The sequence below is a fragment of the Streptomyces sp. NPDC048507 genome (assembly GCF_043199995.1).
In the GTDB taxonomy this organism is placed as follows: Bacteria; Actinomycetota; Actinomycetes; order Streptomycetales; family Streptomycetaceae; genus Streptomyces.
Window position 1 is genome coordinate 1 of sequence record NZ_JBICWZ010000034.1, and the last position, 21,728, is coordinate 21,728.

General features: G+C 70.7%; 13 protein-coding genes and 1 pseudogene. 3 read left to right on the forward strand and 11 right to left on the reverse strand.

From position 1 onward, the window contains the following. Positions 1-163: 163 nt before the first annotated feature. The 4 genes from ACGFXC_RS37095 to ACGFXC_RS37110 form a co-directional block, all read right to left on the reverse strand. Entirely contained in the window at positions 164-1,405 is a 1,242-nt protein-coding gene (locus ACGFXC_RS37095) for a sensor histidine kinase (RefSeq protein ID WP_393719352.1), read from the reverse strand. After that, on the reverse strand, positions 1,402-2,061 hold the full coding sequence (locus tag ACGFXC_RS37100) for a response regulator (protein WP_393719353.1): 660 nt from the start codon (positions 2,059-2,061) through the stop codon (positions 1,402-1,404). The genes ACGFXC_RS37095 and ACGFXC_RS37100 overlap by 4 nt, the downstream gene beginning before the upstream one ends. Before the next feature lie 1,415 nt (positions 2,062-3,476). Further along, the gene (locus ACGFXC_RS37105; protein ID WP_393719354.1) at positions 3,477-3,707 is read right to left on the reverse strand and encodes a hypothetical protein; all 231 of its coding nucleotides are present in this window, start codon (positions 3,705-3,707) and stop codon (positions 3,477-3,479) included. 252 nt (positions 3,708-3,959) lie between these two features. Then, positions 3,960-4,397 carry a response regulator transcription factor gene (locus ACGFXC_RS37110; protein WP_393719355.1) on the reverse strand — a complete coding sequence of 146 codons (438 nt, stop codon included), beginning with the start codon at positions 4,395-4,397 and terminating at the stop codon, positions 3,960-3,962. 1,779 nt (positions 4,398-6,176) lie between these two features. Between ACGFXC_RS37110 and ACGFXC_RS37115 the strand changes: the two genes are divergently transcribed. Further along, positions 6,177-6,344: a hypothetical protein gene (locus tag ACGFXC_RS37115; RefSeq protein ID WP_393719356.1), complete on the forward strand. Its 168-nt coding sequence runs from the start codon at positions 6,177-6,179 to the stop codon at positions 6,342-6,344. A gap of 309 nt (positions 6,345-6,653) precedes the next feature. Here ACGFXC_RS37115 and ACGFXC_RS37120 read toward each other — a convergent pair. Continuing rightward, positions 6,654-8,047 (reverse strand): annotated as a pseudogene (locus tag ACGFXC_RS37120) (IS1380 family transposase). Between the two features lie 93 nt (positions 8,048-8,140). Continuing rightward, positions 8,141-8,533, reverse strand: coding sequence for a hypothetical protein (locus ACGFXC_RS37125; RefSeq protein WP_393719357.1), 393 nt, complete (start codon positions 8,531-8,533; stop codon positions 8,141-8,143). Positions 8,534-10,823: 2,290 nt separating this feature from the next. Here ACGFXC_RS37125 and ACGFXC_RS37130 point away from each other — a divergent pair. Next, positions 10,824-12,509 carry a hypothetical protein gene (locus tag ACGFXC_RS37130; protein ID WP_393719358.1) on the forward strand — a complete coding sequence of 562 codons (1,686 nt, stop codon included), beginning with the start codon at positions 10,824-10,826 and terminating at the stop codon, positions 12,507-12,509. Positions 12,510-13,410: 901 nt separating this feature from the next. On the opposite strand, the gene ACGFXC_RS37135 is transcribed toward ACGFXC_RS37130, so the two are convergent. After that, entirely contained in the window at positions 13,411-13,695 is a 285-nt protein-coding gene (locus ACGFXC_RS37135; protein ID WP_393719359.1) for a hypothetical protein, read from the reverse strand. Positions 13,696-14,345: 650 nt separating this feature from the next. Here ACGFXC_RS37135 and ACGFXC_RS37140 point away from each other — a divergent pair. After that, positions 14,346-15,104, forward strand: a complete 759-nt coding sequence (locus ACGFXC_RS37140) for a MerR family transcriptional regulator (RefSeq protein ID WP_393719360.1) — start codon at positions 14,346-14,348, stop codon at positions 15,102-15,104. 384 nt (positions 15,105-15,488) lie between these two features. Here the strand turns inward: ACGFXC_RS37140 and ACGFXC_RS37145 are convergent, their stop codons facing one another. From ACGFXC_RS37145 to ACGFXC_RS37160, 4 genes are all read right to left on the reverse strand, one after another. Beyond that, positions 15,489-16,709, reverse strand: a complete 1,221-nt coding sequence (locus ACGFXC_RS37145) for a hypothetical protein (protein WP_393719361.1) — start codon at positions 16,707-16,709, stop codon at positions 15,489-15,491. 265 nt (positions 16,710-16,974) lie between these two features. Then, complete coding sequence (locus ACGFXC_RS37150; RefSeq protein WP_393719362.1) at positions 16,975-17,460, reverse strand: HIT family protein; 486 nt, start codon at positions 17,458-17,460, stop codon at positions 16,975-16,977. A 1,692-nt stretch (positions 17,461-19,152) separates the two neighbouring features. Then, positions 19,153-21,255, reverse strand: a complete 2,103-nt coding sequence (locus ACGFXC_RS37155; protein ID WP_393719363.1) for a bifunctional polysaccharide deacetylase/glycosyltransferase family 2 protein — start codon at positions 21,253-21,255, stop codon at positions 19,153-19,155. Continuing rightward, complete coding sequence (locus ACGFXC_RS37160) at positions 21,252-21,470, reverse strand: hypothetical protein (RefSeq protein ID WP_393719364.1); 219 nt, start codon at positions 21,468-21,470, stop codon at positions 21,252-21,254. The genes ACGFXC_RS37155 and ACGFXC_RS37160 overlap by 4 nt, the downstream gene beginning before the upstream one ends. Between the last annotated feature and the right edge of the window lie 258 nt (positions 21,471-21,728).

The following is a 21,728-nucleotide window of genomic DNA, read 5'->3' on the forward strand; positions in this document are numbered from 1 at the left end:
CAGGGACTGCTCGCCTCCGAGCACGGCGGCCGCACTCGTCCGCACCGTCACGACGGCACCGCGCCCGTGCGCGGCCAGTCCACGGCCTGCCGGCGCGTCTACCGGACCGGTCCCGGCACCATTTGGACCGGCCGCTCACCGAGCGGGGTGCCCGCGGCAATGGTCACCCCGTGGCCTGCGCGCACGGGCCGGGGACCAGTGGGTAGACCGCGACTACCTGAAAGCCGCCCCCGTGCCGGGGCCCGGCGGCGAAGTGGCCGTCGAGCAGACGGGCCCGCTCGGTCAGTCCCAGCAGACCCTGCCCGCTTCCGGGCATGTCCCGCAGAGGCGGGTGACCCGCTTCGTTGCTCACCTCGACCCGCACGGCCGACCGGGAGACTGTGACCGTCACTGTCGTGCGCGCTCCGGGCGCATGCTTGCGGATGTTCGTCAGCGCCTCTTGCACCGTACGGTAGGCGGCTCGTTCCACGCCGCGGGGTACGCCCGCCCATTCCTCGGGCATGCGCAGACAGACCGGTAGCGAGGTGGCGCGGCACAGCTGTGCGAGGTCGGTAAGCCCAGGCTCCGGCGATGGGGCGGCTGTGGAGTCTCCCGTCGTGCGGAGTATGCCGAGCATGTGATGGAGTTCGGTGACGGTCTGCGCCGACAGTTCCTGGATCAGTCGGGCGCTGTCCTCAACGTCTACCGCTCCGGGCCGGCCTACTTGGAGCGCACCGGCCTGCAAGCTGATCAGGCTGACCTTGTGGGAGACGATGTCGTGCATCTCGCGCGCGAGTCTGGCCCGTTCGGAAGCCAGTACACGCTCGGTCAGCAGCTGGTTCTCCAGCTCGCGGCGGGTAAGGACCTCCCGCACTCGCTCGCGCTGAGCCCGTATCGACCGGCCGAGCACGACGGCCACGACCGGGGACAGGCAACACGAGGTGAGGTATGTCTCGGGGAGGTCGGCCGGATTGACCGGGAAGGGGTCGCTCCACGAGGCGCTGCACAGGCTCGGGACGAATGCGGTCGCTGCGGCTCCGGCCCAGCCGATGACGGCCGGTGCACGGTGTGCGGCCACGCTGTACAGCGCGATCAGCGTGGCGAGGGAGGTATATCCGAACAGGCACGCCGGCAAGGTGAGGAGCAGGGCCACCTCGGGGGCCTTGTGCCGCAGCAGGAGCGCACCGGTGGCCGTGATGGAGAGGGCCACTTCGGTCGCGGTGTGGAGGGCGCTGACGGCGTAAGCGTCGGCCACAGCGGCCAGCGGCGGCAGGGCGCCGGTGACGAAGCGCTTGAGGGTTGCGCTTCGCCTTCGGTCCATTTTCGGGGGAGCGCCGTCGTTGTGGGGAGGGGCCGCTGCGGTGGCCGGTGACGGAAGCAGCTGGCGCAGCCTTGCGCCGTGCCGGAAGACCGCTGTCGTGATCACGATCCGTCCTGTCCGGGGTGGAGCAACCCGGCGCGGTCGGCGACGACGGCCGCCTGGACGCGGTTGAGGCCGCCCAGCTTGGCCAGGATGGAGCTGACGTGGTCCTTGACCGTCCCGTGAGCCAGGCGCATCCGCTCGGCAATGACACGGTTGTTGAGGCCCGTGCTGACCAGAGCGAGTACCTGGCGCTCGCGCGTGGTGAGTTCGGCCAGGCGCAGGGAGGCCTCGTCGTCGGTTTTCGCGGAGAGGAAGGCCTCGATCACGGGTGTGGTCGCCTCAGGCGCCAGAACCCGCCCCCCGGCCGCGAGTGTCCGCACCGCATGGATCAACTGCTCGGGAGCCGAGTTCTTCATCAGGAAGCCCGCTGCCCCGCCATGGAGGGCCTCTTTCACGTATTCGTCGAGACCGAAGCCGGTGAGCATCGCCACGACTGGACCACCGGGTTTGTCGGCCAGCTGACGAAGCAAGGACAATCCGTCCGTCCCCGGCATCCGGATGTCCAGCAACAACACGTCCACGCGGTGAGACCCAAGAGCGTGGATCGCTCCGGGGCCCTGCGAGGCGACCACCACGCTGATGTCGTCAACAGACTCCAAGATCACCTTCAAGCCCATGCTGACCAGGGGCTCGTCGTCGATGACCGCAACCCGTATCACTACCGCTCCTCACTCGGATGCCCCCACCGGCTATGACGGCGATCATCCCCGAAGCGTTGCCCCGAGCCCGTATGCCGGCCGCCACACGATGCCACTGCTGCTCCCGAGACCAAGAGGGTTCCTCCATCGCTGCACTGCCCCTTCGGGCGACCGAATCCTTGCCACTGCGCTGCCCGGCATGGCTTCGCCATAGGGAGCGGCGCGCGGCATCGGGACCTCGGTCCTGCCCGGCCCGTGCGGCAAGGGTTCGGCCTTCGGGCCCATGGAGGGCCGGCTGGCTCCCTCAGGCATCCCTGGCGCGGCCGGGCAGCGCTCCCGGACCCTGGCGGGAGCCCGGGAACGCCGCCCGATGGGTGACGACCGCTACCGTCGAATTCTGCCTGCGCAGAGAGCGAATGGGCATCCCGCCATGTGGAGGGTGCACCCCCGCCGGTCCGCGGGGGTGCACCCTCCACATGGCGGGATGCCACGACCGGCACCGTGCCACTCGGCCTCCCGCGGAACGCGAAGTAGGGGGCCTTCAGCCGGTTCACGAGGTGCGAGATCACCCGACGACCCCGTCACACGACTCCACGACAGCGGGGGCGACGGCGATGAACTGCGGCAGGCGCCTCACGGCGCGAGCCCACCGCCGAAGGCACCGCACCCCGGGATCAGCCGTCACGAGCATGTGCGCTGACCGCACCCCGGGGAGGCGGGCGGGCGGTCCTCGGCGGGGTGCGATCCGACACCCTGTGTCGAGGGAGCCTGCCCGGATGCGCGGTCGGGCACGGGGCGGGTGCGCGTGCCGCGCCCGGTGTCATACCGTCGGCGGAACTCCCTGGCAGCCGGACGAAAGGGACAGGGCGCCGCCGCAGGTCGATGTGTCCGATGCGGGAGGAGGGACCGTTCTCGGGTACGTACGAGGTGGTCCGGGAAGCGAATTCTCCAGGAGAGCTCTTTGCAGGCGGTGGAGTTCAGTCAGCACCGTGAGGTCGCTTCGTGCACTATCCGCTGAAACCTGTCCCACAGTTCCTTCGGCATTAGTCGCTTGAGAATTCTCGTCCCGAATGAGCCCGACAGCCGGTCACGTCCAGGGCCATCCGTGCACGTTCCAAGCAATCAGGCCAATAATGGCTGCGCCCACCGCGCAACTCGCTCCACCCCAACTCGGGCTCCTCCGCGAGAATCCGCAGTAGGCAAAACCGCAGAGAATCATGAGCAGGCCGGCGCCGTATAGTACCCAGCCCACGGTTCGCCCCACGTTTCCGGACAGGAAGAAGAATGCGGGGAATGTCAGGGCAAGTAAAACCATAGGGGCTGCGAAGAATGAGTCCACCGGTGTTGAACCGGACTTTCGAGTGGCCATCCTGCACCTTCCGTTCATCATGGGGCCGGGCCGCTCCCTGACCAGGCTCAGGGAGCGGCCCGGGATGTTAGCCGACCGCGTGCGCCAGCTGCTCGAACACCCAGGTCTGGACCCCACCGCTGAGTAGCCACCAGGCGCTCTTGACGGTCCAGTGCTGCTTGCCCATCCAGCTGTTGAAGGCGGCCCGGCCTTCCTTGGCCTTGGCCACGGCCTTGGAGAACAGGTTCCCCGTCCGCTTGAGCAGCGCGATGAACGCCTTGCCCTTGGCGTTCTCCGCGGCCTGCTGGACCGCAGCCACATCGGACGGGGCGGCTGCCGGAGCGCTGCCACCGGACAGACCGGCGGGAGCCGTGTCTCCGCCGCGTGCGGCGGACGCCGCGGAAGCAACCGGTACGCTCTGCGCGGCGCTGGCAGCCGGAGCCGCTACGCCAAGGGCCAGTGCTGCCACGATCGAAGCAGCGGCAATACGGGTGGATCTCGTCATGCTGTTCTCTCTCTCTTGCAACCATCACCTGACGAGGACAACAGTGCTGGCCCAAGGAGGCGCGAACTATTGGCTGTTAGGGAGGTCCAAGCTGGCGTGGACCTCGGCATGATGAAGGATCGACAGAGTCGTTGCGTCACCGCGTGAGCGCAGTTCGAGCTTGGAGATAATGCTGGACACGTGGGCCTTCACGGTGCGTTCGGCGATTCTCAGACGCCGAGCCAGTAAGCGATTGGTTTCCCCCAGTCCGATCATGTGCAGAACTTCTCTTTCCCTGAGAGTCAACAGGGAAAGATCGGGAGCGGTCAGACTTGCGGGCTGCGATATCCGCATTTCGCATCCATGAAAGGACTCGGATGTGCAGCTAGAGGGCAGGAGTCCATGGCTTCGGACGGTCTCTGACATACAGATCCCCCAACTTGTTGTATCGGCAGAACGTCGACTCCGGATCCGTGGGTGGTCAGCGAAAGGATCCGCGAGCCAAGCTTCCACCCTGAAGATCATGAAAAGAATCAGCTGCGGGGAGGACCTCACCGTCTCCGTAGGCCCCTCCTCCGGCGGGGCACGAACCCCGCCATGCTGCGGGGGCTGGGCGCCATGAGACCTCCAACCGAGCAGACGTGACGAGCCGCCGCCACCGTGGCGCCCACCTCATCGCGCTCACGGGCCGAGCGGGCGGGAGCCGAACGCGCGGGACCGGGTGTCGCAGTACGACCGGGGCCGCCCAGACGGGTAGGCGGCCGCGTTCCCGGTGACGAGCGGTCAGGTCCGGGCCCGTATCGAGCTGGCGGCAGCCGGGAGAGCAGGGCGCCACGAGGCCAGGCCCACCATGCCCGCTCCAGCTGTCCCGACGCTGCCCCCCGCGGCCGCGCCTGCACGGGTTGACCCTGTGTTCCCACTCGAGCCGCTGCGCCGTTACCACGCCGACCGCCCGTTCCTGCTGAGCCTCTGGTGCCGCCAGGTCCGGAGTGGTCCGGTTACGACGTCGCGGGCACGGCCATGGCGGACGGGCGGGTAGGGCCGGGCGGTTGGTTGCTTCGGGCGCCGTGCCGGCACCTGGGGCTGCACCTCCACAGCGGCCAACCGCATTGCCCGCGCCCGCGCTCGCCCGGGTGCGTGAGGAGTCGCAGGGACGGCCCAGGGCCGGATCGAGGTTCAACGGGGGAGGCGAAACCGGACAGACCCGGCTGCGGAAGTGAAGCGGATCCCGCCAGCGGGGCGAAGCCCCAGCCCCGTGACGGGGTCGCCTGGGCTCGCGGGCCCCGGCGCTGTCCCGACAGCTCCTAGCGGCTTTCGAGCCGGAATGGTGGCTGTTTCAGCCCGGATGGCTTGTGGTCTTGGCTGGGTTTGTGCCGAGGGGATGATGGGGGCGCCAGGGTGTTCACCCTTTGACCCGGGGTTCGGGGGATGTGTATGCGGGTGAGCGAGAAGGTGTGGGAGACGGAGGAGAAGCTGAGGGAGATCGGCGCGGAGTACCTCCAGGATGTCGCCGCCCTTCGCCGGCAGGCGGCGCTCCCGCTGAAGAGCCCTCCGAGGACGCCCCGGGTGACGCAGGAGGGGGCTCCATCCTCCGAACGAGGTTACGAGCCCGGCCCGCGGACTGACCCCGCAGCCCCCGTGAAACGGCGATGTCCTTGCCGAGCGGCTCCCGCAGGCGTTCGAGCAGACAGCCCACGTCCTGGAGCTGCACGACAAGGCCACGGTTGAGCAGGGCGACCCGAAGAACGAGGCGGCCACGACCGCCGTAGGGCTGCGGACCGATGCGACCGACAGTGACCAGCTGGCCAAGAGCCCGGCCAACCCGGCGTCGGCCTTTTTCCCCACTTGCGGCCAGGCCCAGCGGGGCGGGACGGTGCTGGCTCAACGCCCTCCTGGAGCCGTACTTGGTGGCTGCGCTTCAGAACGCGCCGAACGGCACCCCTCCCACAAGCGCCTGCGGCAGCCGCGGGCCAGCCTTCGGCACGTGACGAAGGGCGGACACCCCCCTTGTGGCGGATCGGTTCCCGCCACTCGGCGGAGTGACGAAGCGAGCCGCGTCCCGTGAGGATGGACTTGTTCAGCGGCGCTCGTTCATACGCATACGAGGCCCGTATTCGAGGAATGCACATGAAGATCAAATCTCTGTCCCTTTTCGCAGTTGCCGCGTGCGGCGCGATGGTCCTGGGAGCCGCGCCTGCGCAAGCCGCCGGCAACACCTACTCCTGCAAGGGCTACGCCGAGATGAGCAGGACGGGCAGCCCGACTGCCTACTCCACCTGCAAGGGTGACGCCAAAGGAAAGAAAGTGACCCAGCATCGAGTGGTCCTCAAGTGCGACCAGGTCCAGGGCGCCCGCGAATCGGTCGTGACCTACACGCGCTTCGGAAACTGGGCGGGCCCCAACGAGCGGTCCAACGTCGCCTGCGCGAAGACCAAGAACTTCCTGCGCGGCGTCAGCGTCGAGACCAAGTAGTACCACCGCGCCACTCGTAGTGCCCACGACCACCCCACCGCGTCGGCCCGCGGGACTGTAAAAGAGACAGAGCCGTTTCATTTACAGTCCCGCGCCGTACGGCAACAGGCGTCGCGATAAGACAAACCGCACAGAAAGTGACATTAACCTCGATCTTTCGTGACGGCCCGTCGGACCATCCGGCTGGCCGTTTCGGTGTCGTGGCTGGTTACGGGTGTGGTGAGGGCCCGGCTGTCGCGTCGGGTGGGCGCCGGGTTCCACGATTTCCGGCGGGGTGATCGGGCTTGTTGTGACAGGGGATGCTGCTGGTCAGCCGGGGTTCGGGAGAGCCGCGAGTCGCTGGACGGCGTTGGTGATCACGTCGTTCCAGGGCCAGCGACGGCCGAAGCGAAGGTGCCGGCGGCGGGCGGTGGTGACAAGCTGGGCGGCGGCGGAGAACAGTCGCAGTCGCAAGCGGCGGGGCTCCCAGAGGCGGGGTTTGCCGCTCAGGGCGAGCATCGGAAGCCATGCCAGCAGGTCGAGGGCAAGCTGGACGATCTCCAGCCAGATCTGGTTCTGCGCGGTGTCGTGCAGGGGCAGGTTCCGCAGACCGGTGGCCCGTGCGGCCCGGACGCGGTACTCAGCCCTCGCGCGCTGACGGTGCCGCAGCTCAAGGTCGGCGATCTTCGCGTCTGCCGTGTTGGTAGCGAAGGCGGTGAGCCGCATCCCGTCTGCGTCGATGAAGCGCAACTGGGCCGCGGGATGGGGGCGTTTCCTTGCGGACGATCAGCCGCATCCTCTGTGGCCAGCCCTTGAGGACGTCGCCGTCGAGCTCGGCGGTCCAGGCGCCGCCGCGGACCTCGCCGTCCGGTTCGACGGCGGGCGTCCAGGCGGAGGCAGGAACCTTCAGGACAGCCTGGTGAATCTGCTCGGTGATGGTCATCCCGACCGAGTAGGACAGCCACCTCCCGCGCCGGGCGAGCCAGGCCACGAACTCGTGGGTGCCGCCTGCGGAGTCAGTGCGGATCAGTGTGGACCGGCCGCGCCTATGCCGCTGGGGAAGCTGGGCCAGGGCGAGCCGGGTGGTGGTGATGTGGTCGGCGGCGGTGTTGGAGCCCGCGTTACCCGGCCGCAGCAGGGCGGCCACCGGCTCCCCGGTGCCGCCGCGTCCGTGATCGACGAAGCCCATCAACGGATGGTGCCCGTAGGTCTTCTTCCAGGTGGCGGCAGCGTCCTGCTTCTCGGAGTGCGCCAGTACCAGCACGCCGTCCAGGTCCACGATCACGTGGCCGTCCCTATCCGGCGCATGGTTCCGGGCCAGCTTCCATACGTACTGGCGGGCATCGGCCCGAGCAGTGCGGATCGCGCCCAGGGCCTTCGGCCCGGCAGCGGCGAGTTTGTCGACCAGACGGGAGACGGTCGGGGTCGGAGGCCACCGGCCCGAATACGGCAGGCTCGGCCCGCAGCATGCTGACATCGGCCATACAGTCCCCGCCCAGCGCGACCGCGAGCGCCACATCCAGCAGGATCTTGCCCGGATCGTGCACCGCCCGAGGACTCCGCCAGGGAACGAGCGCCGCCGATATCGCGGTGTCCAGGCCGCTCTTGCGGGCGGTCTCGACCAGCAGCACACCCCCGGCCTGGGAGACCACACCGTGACCGCCGCTCTCGATACGGACACGCGGGTACGACGTACGCTTCCTCACCTGGAGAGTGCCTCTCATTGGGGCGGACAGGACCCTAGAAGAGCCCTATCTTCCCAGTTCAGAGGCACTCTCCGGTGATCTGACCGGCGGTTGGACATCAGCTGGCACGTGTCACAGGACCCAGGATCCAGGCAGTTCCAGCAAACCGTCGCCGACGATCAGAAGCGGTCGCCGCGAATGCCACCGCGCATCGTCCGCCTGGCCGCGCAGCGGGACGGTAGCCAGTCGGAAGCGGGCATCCAGCGCGTCGAGCTCCGCCTGCCGCGCGGCCCGAATCCTGTCGGTGAACACGGGCCATGCCTCCGCCAACCACCTGCGGCAACGAAGCATGTCCGCGTACTCCCACACCTGTTCGACGTCGAAGCCCTCTTCGACATCCTGCACCAACGCCTCCCACGCCTCCATCATGGCGTTGAGCGTCACCAACCCGTACCGCGCCGCCAAACCTCGGCTTGCCCGATCCACCGACTCGTAGTCATCGGCGCTAAGTGCCTCCATGTCCATGGGCCCACCCTGTCAGCTGTTGCCCACCGGATGGATGCGTCACTCAACAGGTGAAAGCACCGGGGCCAAGATGACGACCGGGCCGAGATGCAACAGCCCAGATCACAGCCGGTGGAAGCAACCGGCCAGAAGACTGAGCGAACAATCGTCATGAGAGCCCGAGGTGAACGCTGTGACCTCCACCGAGGAGTGGCTTGCCCGAGCCCCCTTGGGCTTGCTCAGCCCGCTCGCGATGGTCAGCGGCCGACTGCTTCGGGATAGCGCGCCCGGGTGCCCGCACCCGCCGCGGCGCCGGGTACCGCTCCGACCGCTCCGACCGCCGCGACCGCCGCGACCGCCGGGCCCGCTTCTGCCGCTGCCGGGCCCGCTGCGGTTGTCGCGCCGGTGGGGGAGGCAGTCGATCCGCGGGCGCCGCCCGCGAGCCGGGATGCGAGTCGTTCTTGGGGCCCGCTGGCCGAGGGCCTGGACGTGCCCCGGGACGTGGACCTCGGCGACCGCAAAAAGGCCCTGGAGCAGCTCGGCGTGAACCTGCTCGGGCACGCCACGATCGTCGGGCTCGTCAAGGACGTGCTCCCCGAGACACAGGCCGGCCTCCTGGTCGCCTCCCGCCCCTGGCCCCTCCTTCGCGGTCCGCATGAACCAGATCCGCGAACAGGGAGGCCCCGCACTCCTCGCCGCTCACCTGGCCCGCCTCACCACCGACACCGGGAAGGAAGGGGCCTGGAAGGGAAACGGCGGCGGGCCGTCCCGCTCCACTACCACCCGGCCGCCGCGGCCCCCGGCCAGTAGGCTCCCACCCAGGCCGCGGTTCCCGCGCACCGGCAGCAGGCGACGCAGGCCAAGGGCACGGCGCGTTCGCGGTGAGTTCCAGCTGTGGCGGCGCCCCGGCCCAGCCGAGACTAAGTCTGGTTCGCGCCCGCGCCCGCGGCTGCTCGGCGTCCCCCGCCGACTGAGCCGGTGCCGCCGCCCGCCGCGTTCCGTCGGGCTCGCTCTGCCCTTTCGGCCCGGGCGGAGCGGATGGAACCCGAGCGGGCCGCCTGAGACGGACAGGCGGCCGCGTCCTGGTGACGAGTGGTCAGCGCGCGGTCGGGCCCGCGCCCGTGCCGGGCTGGCGGCGGCCGCGGGGAGCGGGGTTAAGGCAGCCCCCGAGCCCGCTCCCGCTGCGCCTCCGGTGCCGCCGGACCGGCCGGGCCGTACCGTCCGGGCCCGCACCAGGGCTGGAGCTCATACTCGGACCCGGGCTGGCGCCGGTGCTCGGGGCGGGGGCTCGTACTCGGGCTGAGGGTGTGTTCCGGAAGCCGTCTGCCTGCGTCCTCGGCGTCCGGCGGCGGTTCCTAGCGGCTCCCGCCGCCGGCGAGCCCCGGGTGCGGGAGGCGGACCGACCGATCCAGGGCCGCCGCCCGACGCCCTGTTGCCCGTAGGTGCTGCCCATCCCCCAGTCCGGCGGGGCCCCGCTCCGCCTGGCTGACGGCCCGGGTGGAGTCGACGGGAGTCGAGCGGCGGGAGTCGCAATGCGACCTGGCCTCCCCTAGAGGGGCAAGAGGTTGTGCCCGTGGTGACGAGGGGCCAGCCCACGGTCGAGCCCGGGCTCGTGCCGGGTTGGGGGCGGCCGGGGGAACGGGTGAGGGTCCAAGTCCTCGGCGCCCGCTCCGACCATCCCGGCCTCGCCCCGGCCCTGCCCGGGGCTGGATTCCGTGCTCGGGCTCGGGCTCGGGTGGAGTCCGGCCCGGGCTGGAGCTCGTACTCGGGCCCAGGCTGGATTCCGTGCTCGGGTCCTGGAGTTCGTACGTGGGCTGGGGTTGGGGGCGATGGTCGGGGCTCGTACTCGTGCAGTAGCTCGCCCGGGCCGGAATCCGTGTCCGGGCTCGAGCCCGAACAGGAGGGAGCGCTCGTGCTCCGTTACATCGTCCTCCGCTGCGTTCGCGCTGCCGGTGGTGATGGTGCGCCCGCATCCGGGCCACGCGGGGTGCAGAACTCGATGACCCCACCGTTGCGCTATCCGGGTGATGGCCGCGAGTGCGCACGGTCATTGCGGTCACACACGGACATGCTGTTGCTCTACTGCGCTGCACGGTGAGAAGGGTGCATGCCATTGAGCGTTCAGGTGGCCAAGGCGCTGGCAGCCGTGATCGCGGTGACAGTGATGGGGGGAGCCGGAGCCCGGCCCCCAGGGAACGCAACCGCGCCGTACGACGGGCAGCCACGGCACGACACGGCTTTGTCCAGCGTCAAAGGGGCGGACAACACAGCTGCTCAGGCATTCACCACGCGGAACAGCCACATCTCTCGCGTGAGCGCGTACGTAGCCAGCAGCGCCGCCAGCGGCCAGATCACAGCCCAGATCCGCCGGGACAAGGCGGACGGAGCCTCCTCCGTCGTGTCGAGCAAGACCATCACCCTTGCCTCCCTGGGAGGGGCCGGCTCGGGATGGCTGGAGTTCCCCGTGAACGCCGCCGTCACCCCGGGAGACACCTACTACCTCCACATCCAGGCGACCACGACGGAGAACAAGCCAATCGCCTGGCACGGAACCGGTTCCTCCGCACCGGGCTCCCTGACCAGCTGGACCTACGACAAGGCGAAGTGGGGCGGCTGGCACGCCGACGACTCCCGACTCGCCTTCTACGTCGAACCCACCGGCAGCGAACGGTGCGGCGAGACGGAGCCGTGCTACGTCCCCACCGAAGCCCTCTCGGCCCGGACCTCAGGTCTGCTCAGCAACCTCAGCTCCACCGAGGCCGTACTCCCTGCCTTCGCGGTCGGGGCCTCCTACGTGAGCGACAGCAACGTCCTGCGCCTGCCGTCCGGGCGCTGGCGGTACCTGCCCGCCGGCGCACAGACTTCCGCAGTGGTCCCCGCATACGACCCGGGCGCCCTGTCCCAGATCGCTGAGAGCCGGCACTGGCTGGCCACGGGCACGGTACCTGGTACGTCGGACACCCAACGGGCGGCCGCGCGGCGTGCGCTGCTGTCCATGCGCGCCCTCCTCATGCCCAACGGGGCCTCGGCCGCCGCCTGGTCTCCGCCATGGCAGTACTCATGGCCGCGCGACGGCGCCTTCGTCGCAGCAGCCTTCGCGGTCACCGGACATGACCAAGACGCCTACCGGATCCTCCAGTACGACGCCCGCACGCAACGGGCTGACGGGACCTGGGAGGCCCGAACGACACTCGACGGCAACGGCCCGCCCGACGCACGCCCCTGGCAGCTCGACGCAAACGGCTGGGTGCCCTGGGCCACATGGCAGTGGTATCAAGCGGCCCCCGCTGGTACACGCGACGCGCGGCTGAGCTCCCTCTACCCGATGGTGAGCAAGGCAGCCGACCGGGCCGCCGCCTCCCTCGGCTCGAACGATCTTCCGCCAGCCTCACCCGACTACTGGGAACTGCCGACCAGCACCACCAACATCGGTACCGCCGCGCCGCTCCTCGCCGGCCTCAACGCGGCCGCCGACCTGGCGGGAAGGCGCGGCCACTACGCAGACCAGACGAGATGGGCGACCGCGGCCAGAAGGCTATCGGCCGCAATCGCCCAGTACTTCGCGCCACTGGGCTACCGGCGCACGATCGACGGCAGACACGGCCGGGACAGCGCGGCAACCTTCATGGCGCCGCCCTTCAACCAGGCCCCGGCCGATCTACCGGCCGCCCTGCTCTCCACCTACCGATCCTTGCTCCAGCCGAACGGCGGCCTGCGCCCCGGCAATGACGCGGACGCACCCTGGGGTTCGTACGCCTGGACCGTCAGCACCAGCTTCTTCGCACTGGCCTGGGCACAACAAGGCGAAATGAACCGAGCGGACGCGGTGCTCGACTGGATCCTCGCCAAGCGCAACGGGCTTGGAGAATTCCCCGAGACGGTAAACGCCGCGGGACACCCTTCGTCCGTCGCGCCGCTGGGTTGGACCGACGCCCTGGCCGTCATGGCGCTCAGTGCCCAACAGGGCGACCCACTGCCCACTCCGCCCCTACGGTAGGGCGTGGCCCGCCCTGACGTCCGTGCTGCTCCGTTGCGAGCTACCAGAGAGGATGGGCGTCGTGCCCAGGAGGACCGACGGCACCAACGTCGTTCGGCGCCCGCGTACGACCTGTCGCTGCCCCATGTCTGTGAACGCCTCGCCCCCCACGTCACCGGGGCCGACTGGGCGCTCGCCCGGCACCGCATCCGGGAAACGTACGAACAGCTGAGCCGGGCCGGACAGGAAGGGTGCGCTGGGGATGCCGGCGCGCCCGGTGACCTGCTGGCGGCGGCCGCCGCGCTCACGCCGGCCCGGGGTGCGCACCCGCGTATCGGTGGCGGCCGCCGCGTTCGACCGGGCCGCCAGGCGCAGGGCGCCCGCCGCCTGGAGGGCCGGGCCCGGGCCGGCCGGCGCGCCCTGGCCCGCGCGCTGGAACACGTACCGCTTGCGGCTCGCGGGGGTGGTACCGAGGTCGGCCTCACGCTGCTGCTCGCGCTCGTGGACGGTGGGGGCCGTAGCCGCCCGCACCTGGCACCTGGCGCAGGGTTACGGGGCGCGGCGGCCACAGCTTGCTCCCCGCCCGCCCCGGGGGTGTGCCCGGACGCAGGCGAAGGCCGACTCGCAGGCACCGGTCCTGCTGCGGGAGACCGCCCGGATACCCCTTGGCGCGGCGTGGCCGACGTGGTCAGCGGTGTGGCGGGAGAAGTACACGAACGACCCAGGCCAGGAGAACTCCCTGGCGGCCGTCACGGCGCGCTCGCAGCGGAGCAAGAGCGACCTTGATCCCGCGCAGTGGGCTGCCACCAAGGTGGCTTTCGCGCCCGCCTTACAGCCAGACCGACAGTACGGACGTGGCCGAGGGCGCCTGCCCGCCCTCGCGGCCGCCCCGCGCTTCCAAGAACCAGCGACCGACTTCCCGCTATGAGCCGAACGCGTCCTCCCCACCGACGAGCCGTGCACCCGACGGCGTACGCAGCCAGTCCAGCCAGCCCAGCCAGTTGAGCCGGTCGCGGCGCGCCTTGCGGTTGCCGGTGGTGCGGCGCTCCGCTCCCTTGGGGTAGGACCTCGATGACGCCGCGCCCCGGCTGCCGGCTCTGTGCTCGAGGTACGGGGCCAGACCTGACGCCTTACGGGAAGCCGCGCAGCCCGCGTCCGCGCTGGAGGCGGTGCTCGTGCTGGGAACCGGCACGCGCGTGCGACGCACGCCGATCGTCAGACCCCCGCCCGTTGACGGGGACTCAGGGGTCAGTCGTCGGATACCCGCAGGGACCATTCCTCATGGATGCTCATCCCGGCAGGTGGACGACGGGGAGCGCGCCTTCCGGCACAGTGCAAACACGGCGAACGCGATGATGTTCCGGATGAAGAGGCAGACCGTGGTGGGCGGGTATGGAAGGACGTCGTCCGAAAGGGAGCGAGGCCCCATGGGTGCGATTCGGTGGCGCACCGCAGCGCCCGCTGCTCTTCCCGTCAGCGGTACTCGTGAGCCCGGGCTGGAGCCCCCAACCGCGCACCCCGGGCCGGAGTCCCCGCGCGGGCGCGGGGCGGAGTCCGTGCCCGGGCTGGAGCTGGAGTGCGCGCCCGGGCTGGAGCTCGTACTCGGGCCCGGTGGCTCTGTTCACGAGAGACGACCGCGTTCTACGGGGCATCGGGAGGCACCCGGGCTCTGGGCCCGGTCCGGATGTTCACGAGCTTCGGCAGCGGTCGGAGGGTGTTCCGCCTGGGTTGCGGACCGTGCGCGTTCGATTGCGAGCATCCTGGGTTGCGGGGTTGAAGTTGCCGTTGCGGCAGCTCCTACCGTCGTGAGCAGGGCCGGAGAAGCCGGCCCGGCGACACAGATGTGCGGGAGTGGCGATGGACTGGCCGATCGCGGAGGTGGCACGGATGTCGGGCGTGACCGCGCGGACACTGCGCCACTACGACGAGATCGGCTTGTTGCCACCGGCCCGGATCGGTGCCAATGGCCACCGCTACTACGAAGAGCGCCAGCTTTTGCGGCTGCAGCAGATCCTCGTGCTGCGGGCGCTGGGTGTCGCTCTGCCGGAGATCGGCCGGATCTTGTCCGCGCAGGTCGACGAGGTGGACGCGCTGCGCGGCCACCACCAGCGGCTCCTCGCGGAACGAGACCGACTCGAAGTCCTGGCCGGCACCGTCTCCCGCACGATCGCCGAACTGGAGCAGTCCAGGAAGGACGGCAATCCCATGACCATCAACCGCCCGGAGAACCTCTTCGAGGGCGTGACGCCCTCTCACTACGAGGACAACATGCGCGACTACCCCGAACTCGCCCAGGAAGTCGGACGCCGCGCCGCCACGATGAGCCAGTCCGACGCCGACACCGCACACCGTGAGCGCACCGCGCAGATGATCCGGCTGGCTGAACTCATGGCCGTGGGTCACCCGGCCGACGCCGACCTGGTCCAGGCTGAGATCGACATCCAGTACCGGGCGCTGGCCGAACTGCGGCCGGTCTCCGCCGAGGAGTACCGGGCTCTCGGGCGCTCGGTCGTCGACAACGAGACCTGGCGGGCCGCCTACGAGGCCATCGCCCCGGGGCTCGCCGCCTACCAGCGCGACGCCATCGAGGCATATGCCACGGACCGGCTGAACTGAGAAACGGCGCAGCCGCCATCGAGGAGACCACGATGACGGCTGCGCACGTCACGGCGGGCCAACGATGTTCGATCCCGAGGACCGGCCCCGCCGCCTCATCCGGGTGCTGCCCATCTTCGTGAACAACGACTTCCCTCACGGAAGACCGCCTCCCGATGAGCCGAACAATCGCCGTCGGAAGTCGGGCTCTGGCTCAACTTCTGTGGTGACGCCCTCGCGCCCGGTGCCGTGAGGTTGTGACCAGGGCATACCAGCAGGTCAGCGCGCTCGTCCGGCCCAGACGCCACACGTGCGACCTCAACTCCACAGAAGTTGAGCCAGAGCCCGAGAACGGGAGGCACCCCGTGGCGGCCTTCGAGTTGGGGCAGGGAAACTCAGAGCAGGTCACGGGGTCAACCGTGCTCCGGCAGCGGCCCGCACCTCCGGTGTTTCCATCGGGTCATCGCGGAGGACCCTGATCCGGTGAAGGGTCTGCGGGTGGTGGGGTGCCGAGGCGATGCCCAGCAGCCGTGCGCGTTCCTCGCAGTCCCAGAGTGACTCGGTGTACGCGTCGTCCAAGCCGGACGGGTCGATCGCGGCCAGCGCGTGCAGGTAGTCAGCGCGCTCGTACGAGTGCGGGGTGTGCCGCCCATAGCGCCAGAGGACGGGCACGGCGTCGACGGCGTCGGGACCGAAGCGGGCCAGTCGCTTCGCCGTCGTGTCGGGACCGCACCAGGCGCGCGCCTCCCATTGTTCGGCGAGTTCGGCCACGAGCCCCGGTAGAGCCTCAGGCCCGGGGTGGTCGGCCAGGACGTCCGCCCCCAGCCGGGCCAGCCATTCCCGCCCGTCCACGGCCCACCCACGCGCAGCCGGCACCGCGAGGACTCCGAGGCGCTCGACCACCCGCCGGAGCACGGGCAGAGACCGGCGGCCATCCGGGGTTCCGAGCAAGGGCACGAGCGGGATCAGCCCCCCGGCCGGCTCCCGTCCGGCCAGCGCACGCAGTGCATCGATCTTCGTGTTGAAGTCCGTGCCGTCGGCAGCCAGCAGGGCTAGCAGCTTCTTGTCGCTCAGCCCGCCAAGGGACGGCCGCGGAGGGAATCGGTGGTCCTTCACCTCGATCCCGCACCGGCTCCACGGCTCGAAAGACCACGGAAGGTCCTCCTCCCCGCCGATCCGGGCGCGCGCGACGTCGCCCAGGTCCTCCCACCACTCGGCCGGCCAGCCATCCGCGACCGACTCCAGTACGGAGACCCAGTACTCACCCTCCCGGATGTACGTCCGAAGCCCCTCCCGGGCCTCGTCCGAACCGGCGAGGGCGAGCACCTCCAGCACATCGGCGGCCCGCGAGCACTCCTCCTCGTCCCCCGCCAACTGGTCAACGACCGGCGTCAGCGACAGCTTGAGGTCCCGGATCAGCCGCGCCTGGTAGAGGTAGCGGGTATCGGTCTGGGAGTCCCACCTCCAGTCCCGGCGGATCCCGTCGTACGCGAACGGCGCGGCGGCCCCCGGGTCACACCATGCGCGCTCCGCGCCCAGCCCGCGGCCGCGCTGCAGCAGCCCTTCCAGCGTGTCGTGGCGAGCATAGGACAGGGTGCGGGACGTCTCATCGTGATAGCTCATCACGTCACACCCTGCCTGGCTGGGGGCGCAGTTGCCATGCGTTATCGGCCCGAACCACCGGACGCGGTCGTCTCAGCGGTTCGTCCGTGGCCGGTGATGATCGGCAAGAGCCGCCCCGCGCCAACGACCCGGACAAGGGACGAGAGGGCGGGATCCTGTCAGCCCCGCTGCCTCGTGATGTCGAAACCCGTGAACAAACGGTGTCCAGGATCGGGGCCTCGTGCCTCCCAAACCAGCGTCGAAGCGCTGTCCCTTCTCAGGCTCTGGCTCAACTTCTGTGGTTGCGGCCCGAGGCCAAGGCTTTGGCAAGCCGCGTGCCTGGCTCGCCGTCGACGCGATGGACGGAGCGGCCCGCTGGCCAGGTGGAGATTCCATCGTTCATCCACCGCGGAACCACGTGGAAGTGCAGGTGGGGCACTGACTGCTCCGAGCCCGGACCGCTGGCGCTGAGTACGTTCACACCAGAAGCGTTCAAAACGGCACGCGAGGCCTCGGCCACGCGCTGGACAAGTGTCATCACCTCGGCGAGGACCGTCGGCGGGGTCTCGAATACATCGGCGTGATGGCGTGTTGGGACGACCAGAGTGTGGCCCGGTGCCAGTGGGTCCAGTGGAGTAAAGGCACAGGCCACCGGGCCACGCGCCACCCAGCTCGCGGTGTCCTCACGGATGAGCTCGCAGAAGACGCAGTCCATACGAGGGACTCTGTCAGCAGTAGGACGCTGTCCGCCAACCGATTCACAGCCTGGTCGCATGACAAGGCTTCCACGGAAGTTGTGCCAGAGCCGGAAGTCGTGAACAAAGCCAGCCCGGGCTGGGCGGCGGTGCTCGGGGCGGGGGCTCGCGCGGCGGGCTGGGTGTGTTCCGGAAGGTCCTCTGCCGGCGCGCCCGGGTGCCCGGCGGCGGTTCCTAGCGGTTTCTCGGCCGGTTTGGTGGCGGTTTCCGGCCGGTTGGGTTGTGGTCTTGGCTGGGTTTGTGGCTGGGAGGGATGATGGGGGCCGCCGGGGTGTTCACCTTTGGCCTGGGGTTCGGGGGGTGTGTATGAGGGTGCACGGGAAGGTGTGGGAGACGGAGGAGAAGCTGCGGGAGATCGGCGCGGATTACCTCCAGGAGGTCGCCGCCCTTCGCCGGCAGGCAGCAGCCGCCGCTGAGGAATCCCCTGAGGGCACCCCCTCTGAGACTGACTGATACCCAATCGCCCTGAACGAGGTCACACGCTCGCGGAGCGGTTTCTGAAGGTGGCGCGGTGGCGCATGGCCGAGGATGTCGCGGCCCTTGGCGCTCGCCGTGCGTGAGGGCGGGCAGGCCGCGACCGGCAGCCGGACGTTTCCGCCCCCGCGCTGACGCGACCCTGCACGCTCTGACGCGCCCGCCCTCCGCCCCGGCCGCGCCCGCCTTCCCGCACCCGGGTCTGTCCGGCGGCGGCCCCCGCTCCCGCCCACTCCACCATCCCGGCCGCCGTCGCGCCCGGGGAACTGGCCCGGGCGGGGGCTGCGGTCCCCGCGTATCGGCGGCAGGCGCTGCTGGCCAGGGGCGCGGGGCGCTCGTGGTGAGCGTCGGCAGCGGGGAGCCGGGCGGGCGGGGTGCCGTAATACGGCTGGGCCGCCGTAGCCGGGCAGGCGGCTGCGCCGCGGTGGCGAGGGGGCAGCGCGTGGTCGGGTCCGCGCCCGTGTCCCAGCTGGCGGGGGCCGGGGGGAGCGGGGTGAGGGCCCAGTGCCCCGGGCCCGCTCCTGCTGCGCCTCCTGTGCCGCCGGGCCGTACCGTCCGGGCCCGCGCCTGGGCTGGTGCTCGTAAGCGGGTTGATGCTCGGGCTCGGGTTGGAGTCCAGCCCGAGCCCGAGCCCGAGCCGGGCGCGGGCCCGAGCCCGGGAACCCAGCGGGTTGGGGCCCGGGTGGGAGCCCGCGCCCGGGGGAGCGCTCGTGCCCGGGCTGGCGCCGGTGTTCGGGGCGGGGGTTCGCATGGCGGGCTGGGTGCGTTCCGGGAGGGCGCCCCGGCCCAGCCCGGCACCGAGTCCAGTCCGCGCCCGCAGTTGCTCGGCGTGCTTCCGGCCGAATCAGTGCCGCCGCCCGACCTGTTGCCCGTACGGGATCCATTCCCCAATCCCGCGGGGCCCGCTCCGCCCGGCTGACGGCCCGGGCGGAGCAGGCGGGAGTCGAGCGGGCTGCCCCCGGACGGGTTGCGGATGCGCGGCGGTGACGAGGGGGGGCAGTGCGCGGCGGACCCGGGCTTGGCGGCGGCGGTGGAAGCGAGGCGCCCTCCTCCTGGGCACCGGAGCACCCGCACGGTGAGCGACTCGCAAGACCGCCTCGTCCGGACTGCGGCAGCAGCACGCGGATGCGGCGACGCGCGCGAGACGGACCGGGAGCGCGTCGAGGGCGCGGGCCGCGAACCCGGTCGCGGCGGAGCAGGTTGGCCGGGACGGGCCATGTGGCGGTGTAGGCGTGTGGTCATACCGTGGCGGTTTGTGCTTCCGATGGTTCCGCGTCGGCTGGGGTGACCGGCCGCCAGTGAGGGCTGGCGCCCAGTGCCGCGGTGATCAGGGCGTGGATGGTCACCAGGCAGAGCGCCATCCGGTAGAGGGTCTGCTGGAGCGGGAGGAGCCACAGGTGGCGCAGGCTCTCCTGGTCAGCACGCAGGGCGTAGGCGGCGAGGGTGAGTTGGCAGAGGGTGAAGACGATCCAGGTGATGGCCGGTACGGGTGTGGTGCCGGATGCCAGTCCGTAGAGGGCGGCGGCGTCCATGAGGGGCGCTGCGAGCGGCAGGAGGAGCTGGAATACCAGGAGGTAGGGGAGGGTGCGGCGGCCGAGGCGGCCGGCGATGCCGGGTTCTGCGACGGCGCGGCGGTGCTTCCAGATCGACTGGAGGGTCCCGTAGGCCCAGCGGTGGCGTTGGTGCCACAGGCCACGGATGCTGGTGGGGACGTAGGTGTGGGCGTGGGCGTCGCTGCGGTAGACCACGCGCCACCCGGCCCGGCACAGGGCCATGGCGATGTCGGTGTCCTCGGCGAGGGTGTCGGCGCTGATCCCGCCGCAGGCGGTCAGGGCCGTGCGGCGGAAGGCTCCGATGGCTCCGGGGATGGTGGGGCTGGCGCCGGCGAGGTCGAAGAGACGGCGTTCCAGGCCGAAGCTCATGACGTATTCCAGGTGCTGCCACAGGGGCAGCAGGCCGGTGCGGTTGGCGACCTTCGTATTGCCGGCCACGGCGCCCACCGTCGGATCGGCCAGGGCCGCTACCAAGTGTTTCACCGCGCCCGGGGCGATCGTGGTGTCCGCGTCGACCATCAGGATCAACTCGTGCGCGGCATAAGCGACGCCCGCGTTGAGGGCGGCCGGTTTGCCTTGGTTCCTCTGGGTCACGACCCTCACCCTGGGGTCGTTGACGGCGAGGGCCGCGGCGGCGGTGCCGTCGGTGGATCCGTCGTCGACCACCACGATGTCGATGTCCGGGCAGCCGCCGTCCAGCAGGGCGCGGACACAGGATGCGATGGTGTCCTGCTCATTGTGTGCGGGGACGACGGCGGACACACCGGGCAGGACGGGGGGCGGCATGTGGGAGGTGCCGCGTCTGCGGTGCGCCACCGCGGCCGCGGCGAGCAGGAGCAGGCGGGCCGTGGTGAGCAGGGCCACCGCGTAGAGCAGTGTGACGACGACGGGCGGTACCGTGACGGCCGCCTGGACCAGGCGGATCAGGGCGGCGCCGTACCAGCGGTCGAGGACGCCGGCGGGGGCGGTCTGGGGAGGCAGTCCCACTGCCCCGGTCAGGGGGGCGAAGCGGTATCCGCGTGCCTTGAGTTCGTCGATGAGCTGCCCGAGGGCGGCGACGGTGCGGGAGCGGTCGCCGCCCCCGTCATGGAGGAGGACGACGGCCCCGCGGCCGTCGTGCGGCACGGCGCCGTGCACGATGTCCTCGGTGTGGTGTGCCTCCCAGTCGAGACCGTCCTGGGTGGACAGGACGGTGAGGTAGCCGAGCGCGCCGGTGCGCAGGGCGGCGTGCCAGTCACGGTTGTTGACCGCGTCGGGCATCGAAGAGTACGGGGGCCGCAGGAGGGTCGTGTGCCGGCCGATGGCCCCGGCGAGCACGGCGCGGCTGGCGGCGAGTTCCAGGCGGGTTCGCCAGACCGGGGCGGTGGCCAGGTCGGCGTGGGTGAAGGTGTGCAGGCCCACTTCGTGGCCGGCGGCCGTCTGCGCACGCACCAGCTCGGGATGCTCGGCCACCTGCCGGCCGACGACGAAGAACGTCGCGGGTACCCGCTTTTCGGCCAGCACCCGCAGGATCTGCGGGGTCCAGGTGGGGTCGGGGCCGTCGTCGAAGGTGAGTGCCACCGTGCCCGGCCGTACGCTCAGACTGACCGGGGGGCCGGTGCGGGTGTCGAGGACGGGGCCGCCGGCGGACACGGACTGCGGTACGAGGTCGTCCGGCTCGTGCTCCTGGACGGTGTCCGGTCCACCGGCGCCGCGCAGAACGGAGGTCGCCAGGAACAGGGCGGCGAGGAACACCATGAGGACCCCGGCCAGGACCCACCAGTGACCGCGGGGCGAACAGGCCCTCATCGCCGGCCGGTCGTGTGGACGGCCCCCGCGGGGTCCGGTACCGGGGCCTCGGCGTCGGTGTACAGCACGCCGGCAGCCACCGCGAGGACACACAGGCACAAGGCGCCGACCAGTGTTCCGAAGGCGGTGACGATCCTGCGGCGGCGGCCGTGCGGGTCGTCGAACACCGGCGGGCAGGGCCTGGGGCGCGGCGGGTCGAGAAGCTCGTTGATCACGTCACCGAATGCTAGGAAGAGCGCCGCCGGGTGCTCTCCACGGCGCGCGGGCGTTCCCCCTCAAGAGACGTCCTGTGCGCGCGCCTTGACGGCGGTTGCACTCGAACGGTGCTTCTTCGGCGACGCGGCCCGCTACGGCACCCCCGGCCCGGATGTCCGTGCCAGGGTGACCGTGCGCGGCCCACCGCCGCCCGGACGCGAACGAGATCCCATGAGAGCCCGGCCGCCGGACGCCGGTCCCCCGGCACCCGCCTCCGG

What these genes read in the sequence shown, in the direction of transcription:
- ACGFXC_RS37155 (WP_393719363.1), bottom strand. Translation starts at nt 21,255, where the DNA reads ATGAGGGCCTGTTCGCCCCGCGGTCACTGGTGGGTCCTGGCCGGGGTC.
- ACGFXC_RS37125 (WP_393719357.1), bottom strand. Translation starts at nt 8,533, where the DNA reads ATGGACATGGAGGCACTTAGCGCCGATGACTACGAGTCGGTGGATCGG.
- ACGFXC_RS37150 (WP_393719362.1), bottom strand. Translation starts at nt 17,460, where the DNA reads ATGCGACCAGGCTGTGAATCGGTTGGCGGACAGCGTCCTACTGCTGAC.
- ACGFXC_RS37140 (WP_393719360.1), top strand. Translation starts at nt 14,346, where the DNA reads ATGGACTGGCCGATCGCGGAGGTGGCACGGATGTCGGGCGTGACCGCG.
- ACGFXC_RS37110 (WP_393719355.1), bottom strand. Translation starts at nt 4,397, where the DNA reads ATGATCTTCAGGGTGGAAGCTTGGCTCGCGGATCCTTTCGCTGACCAC.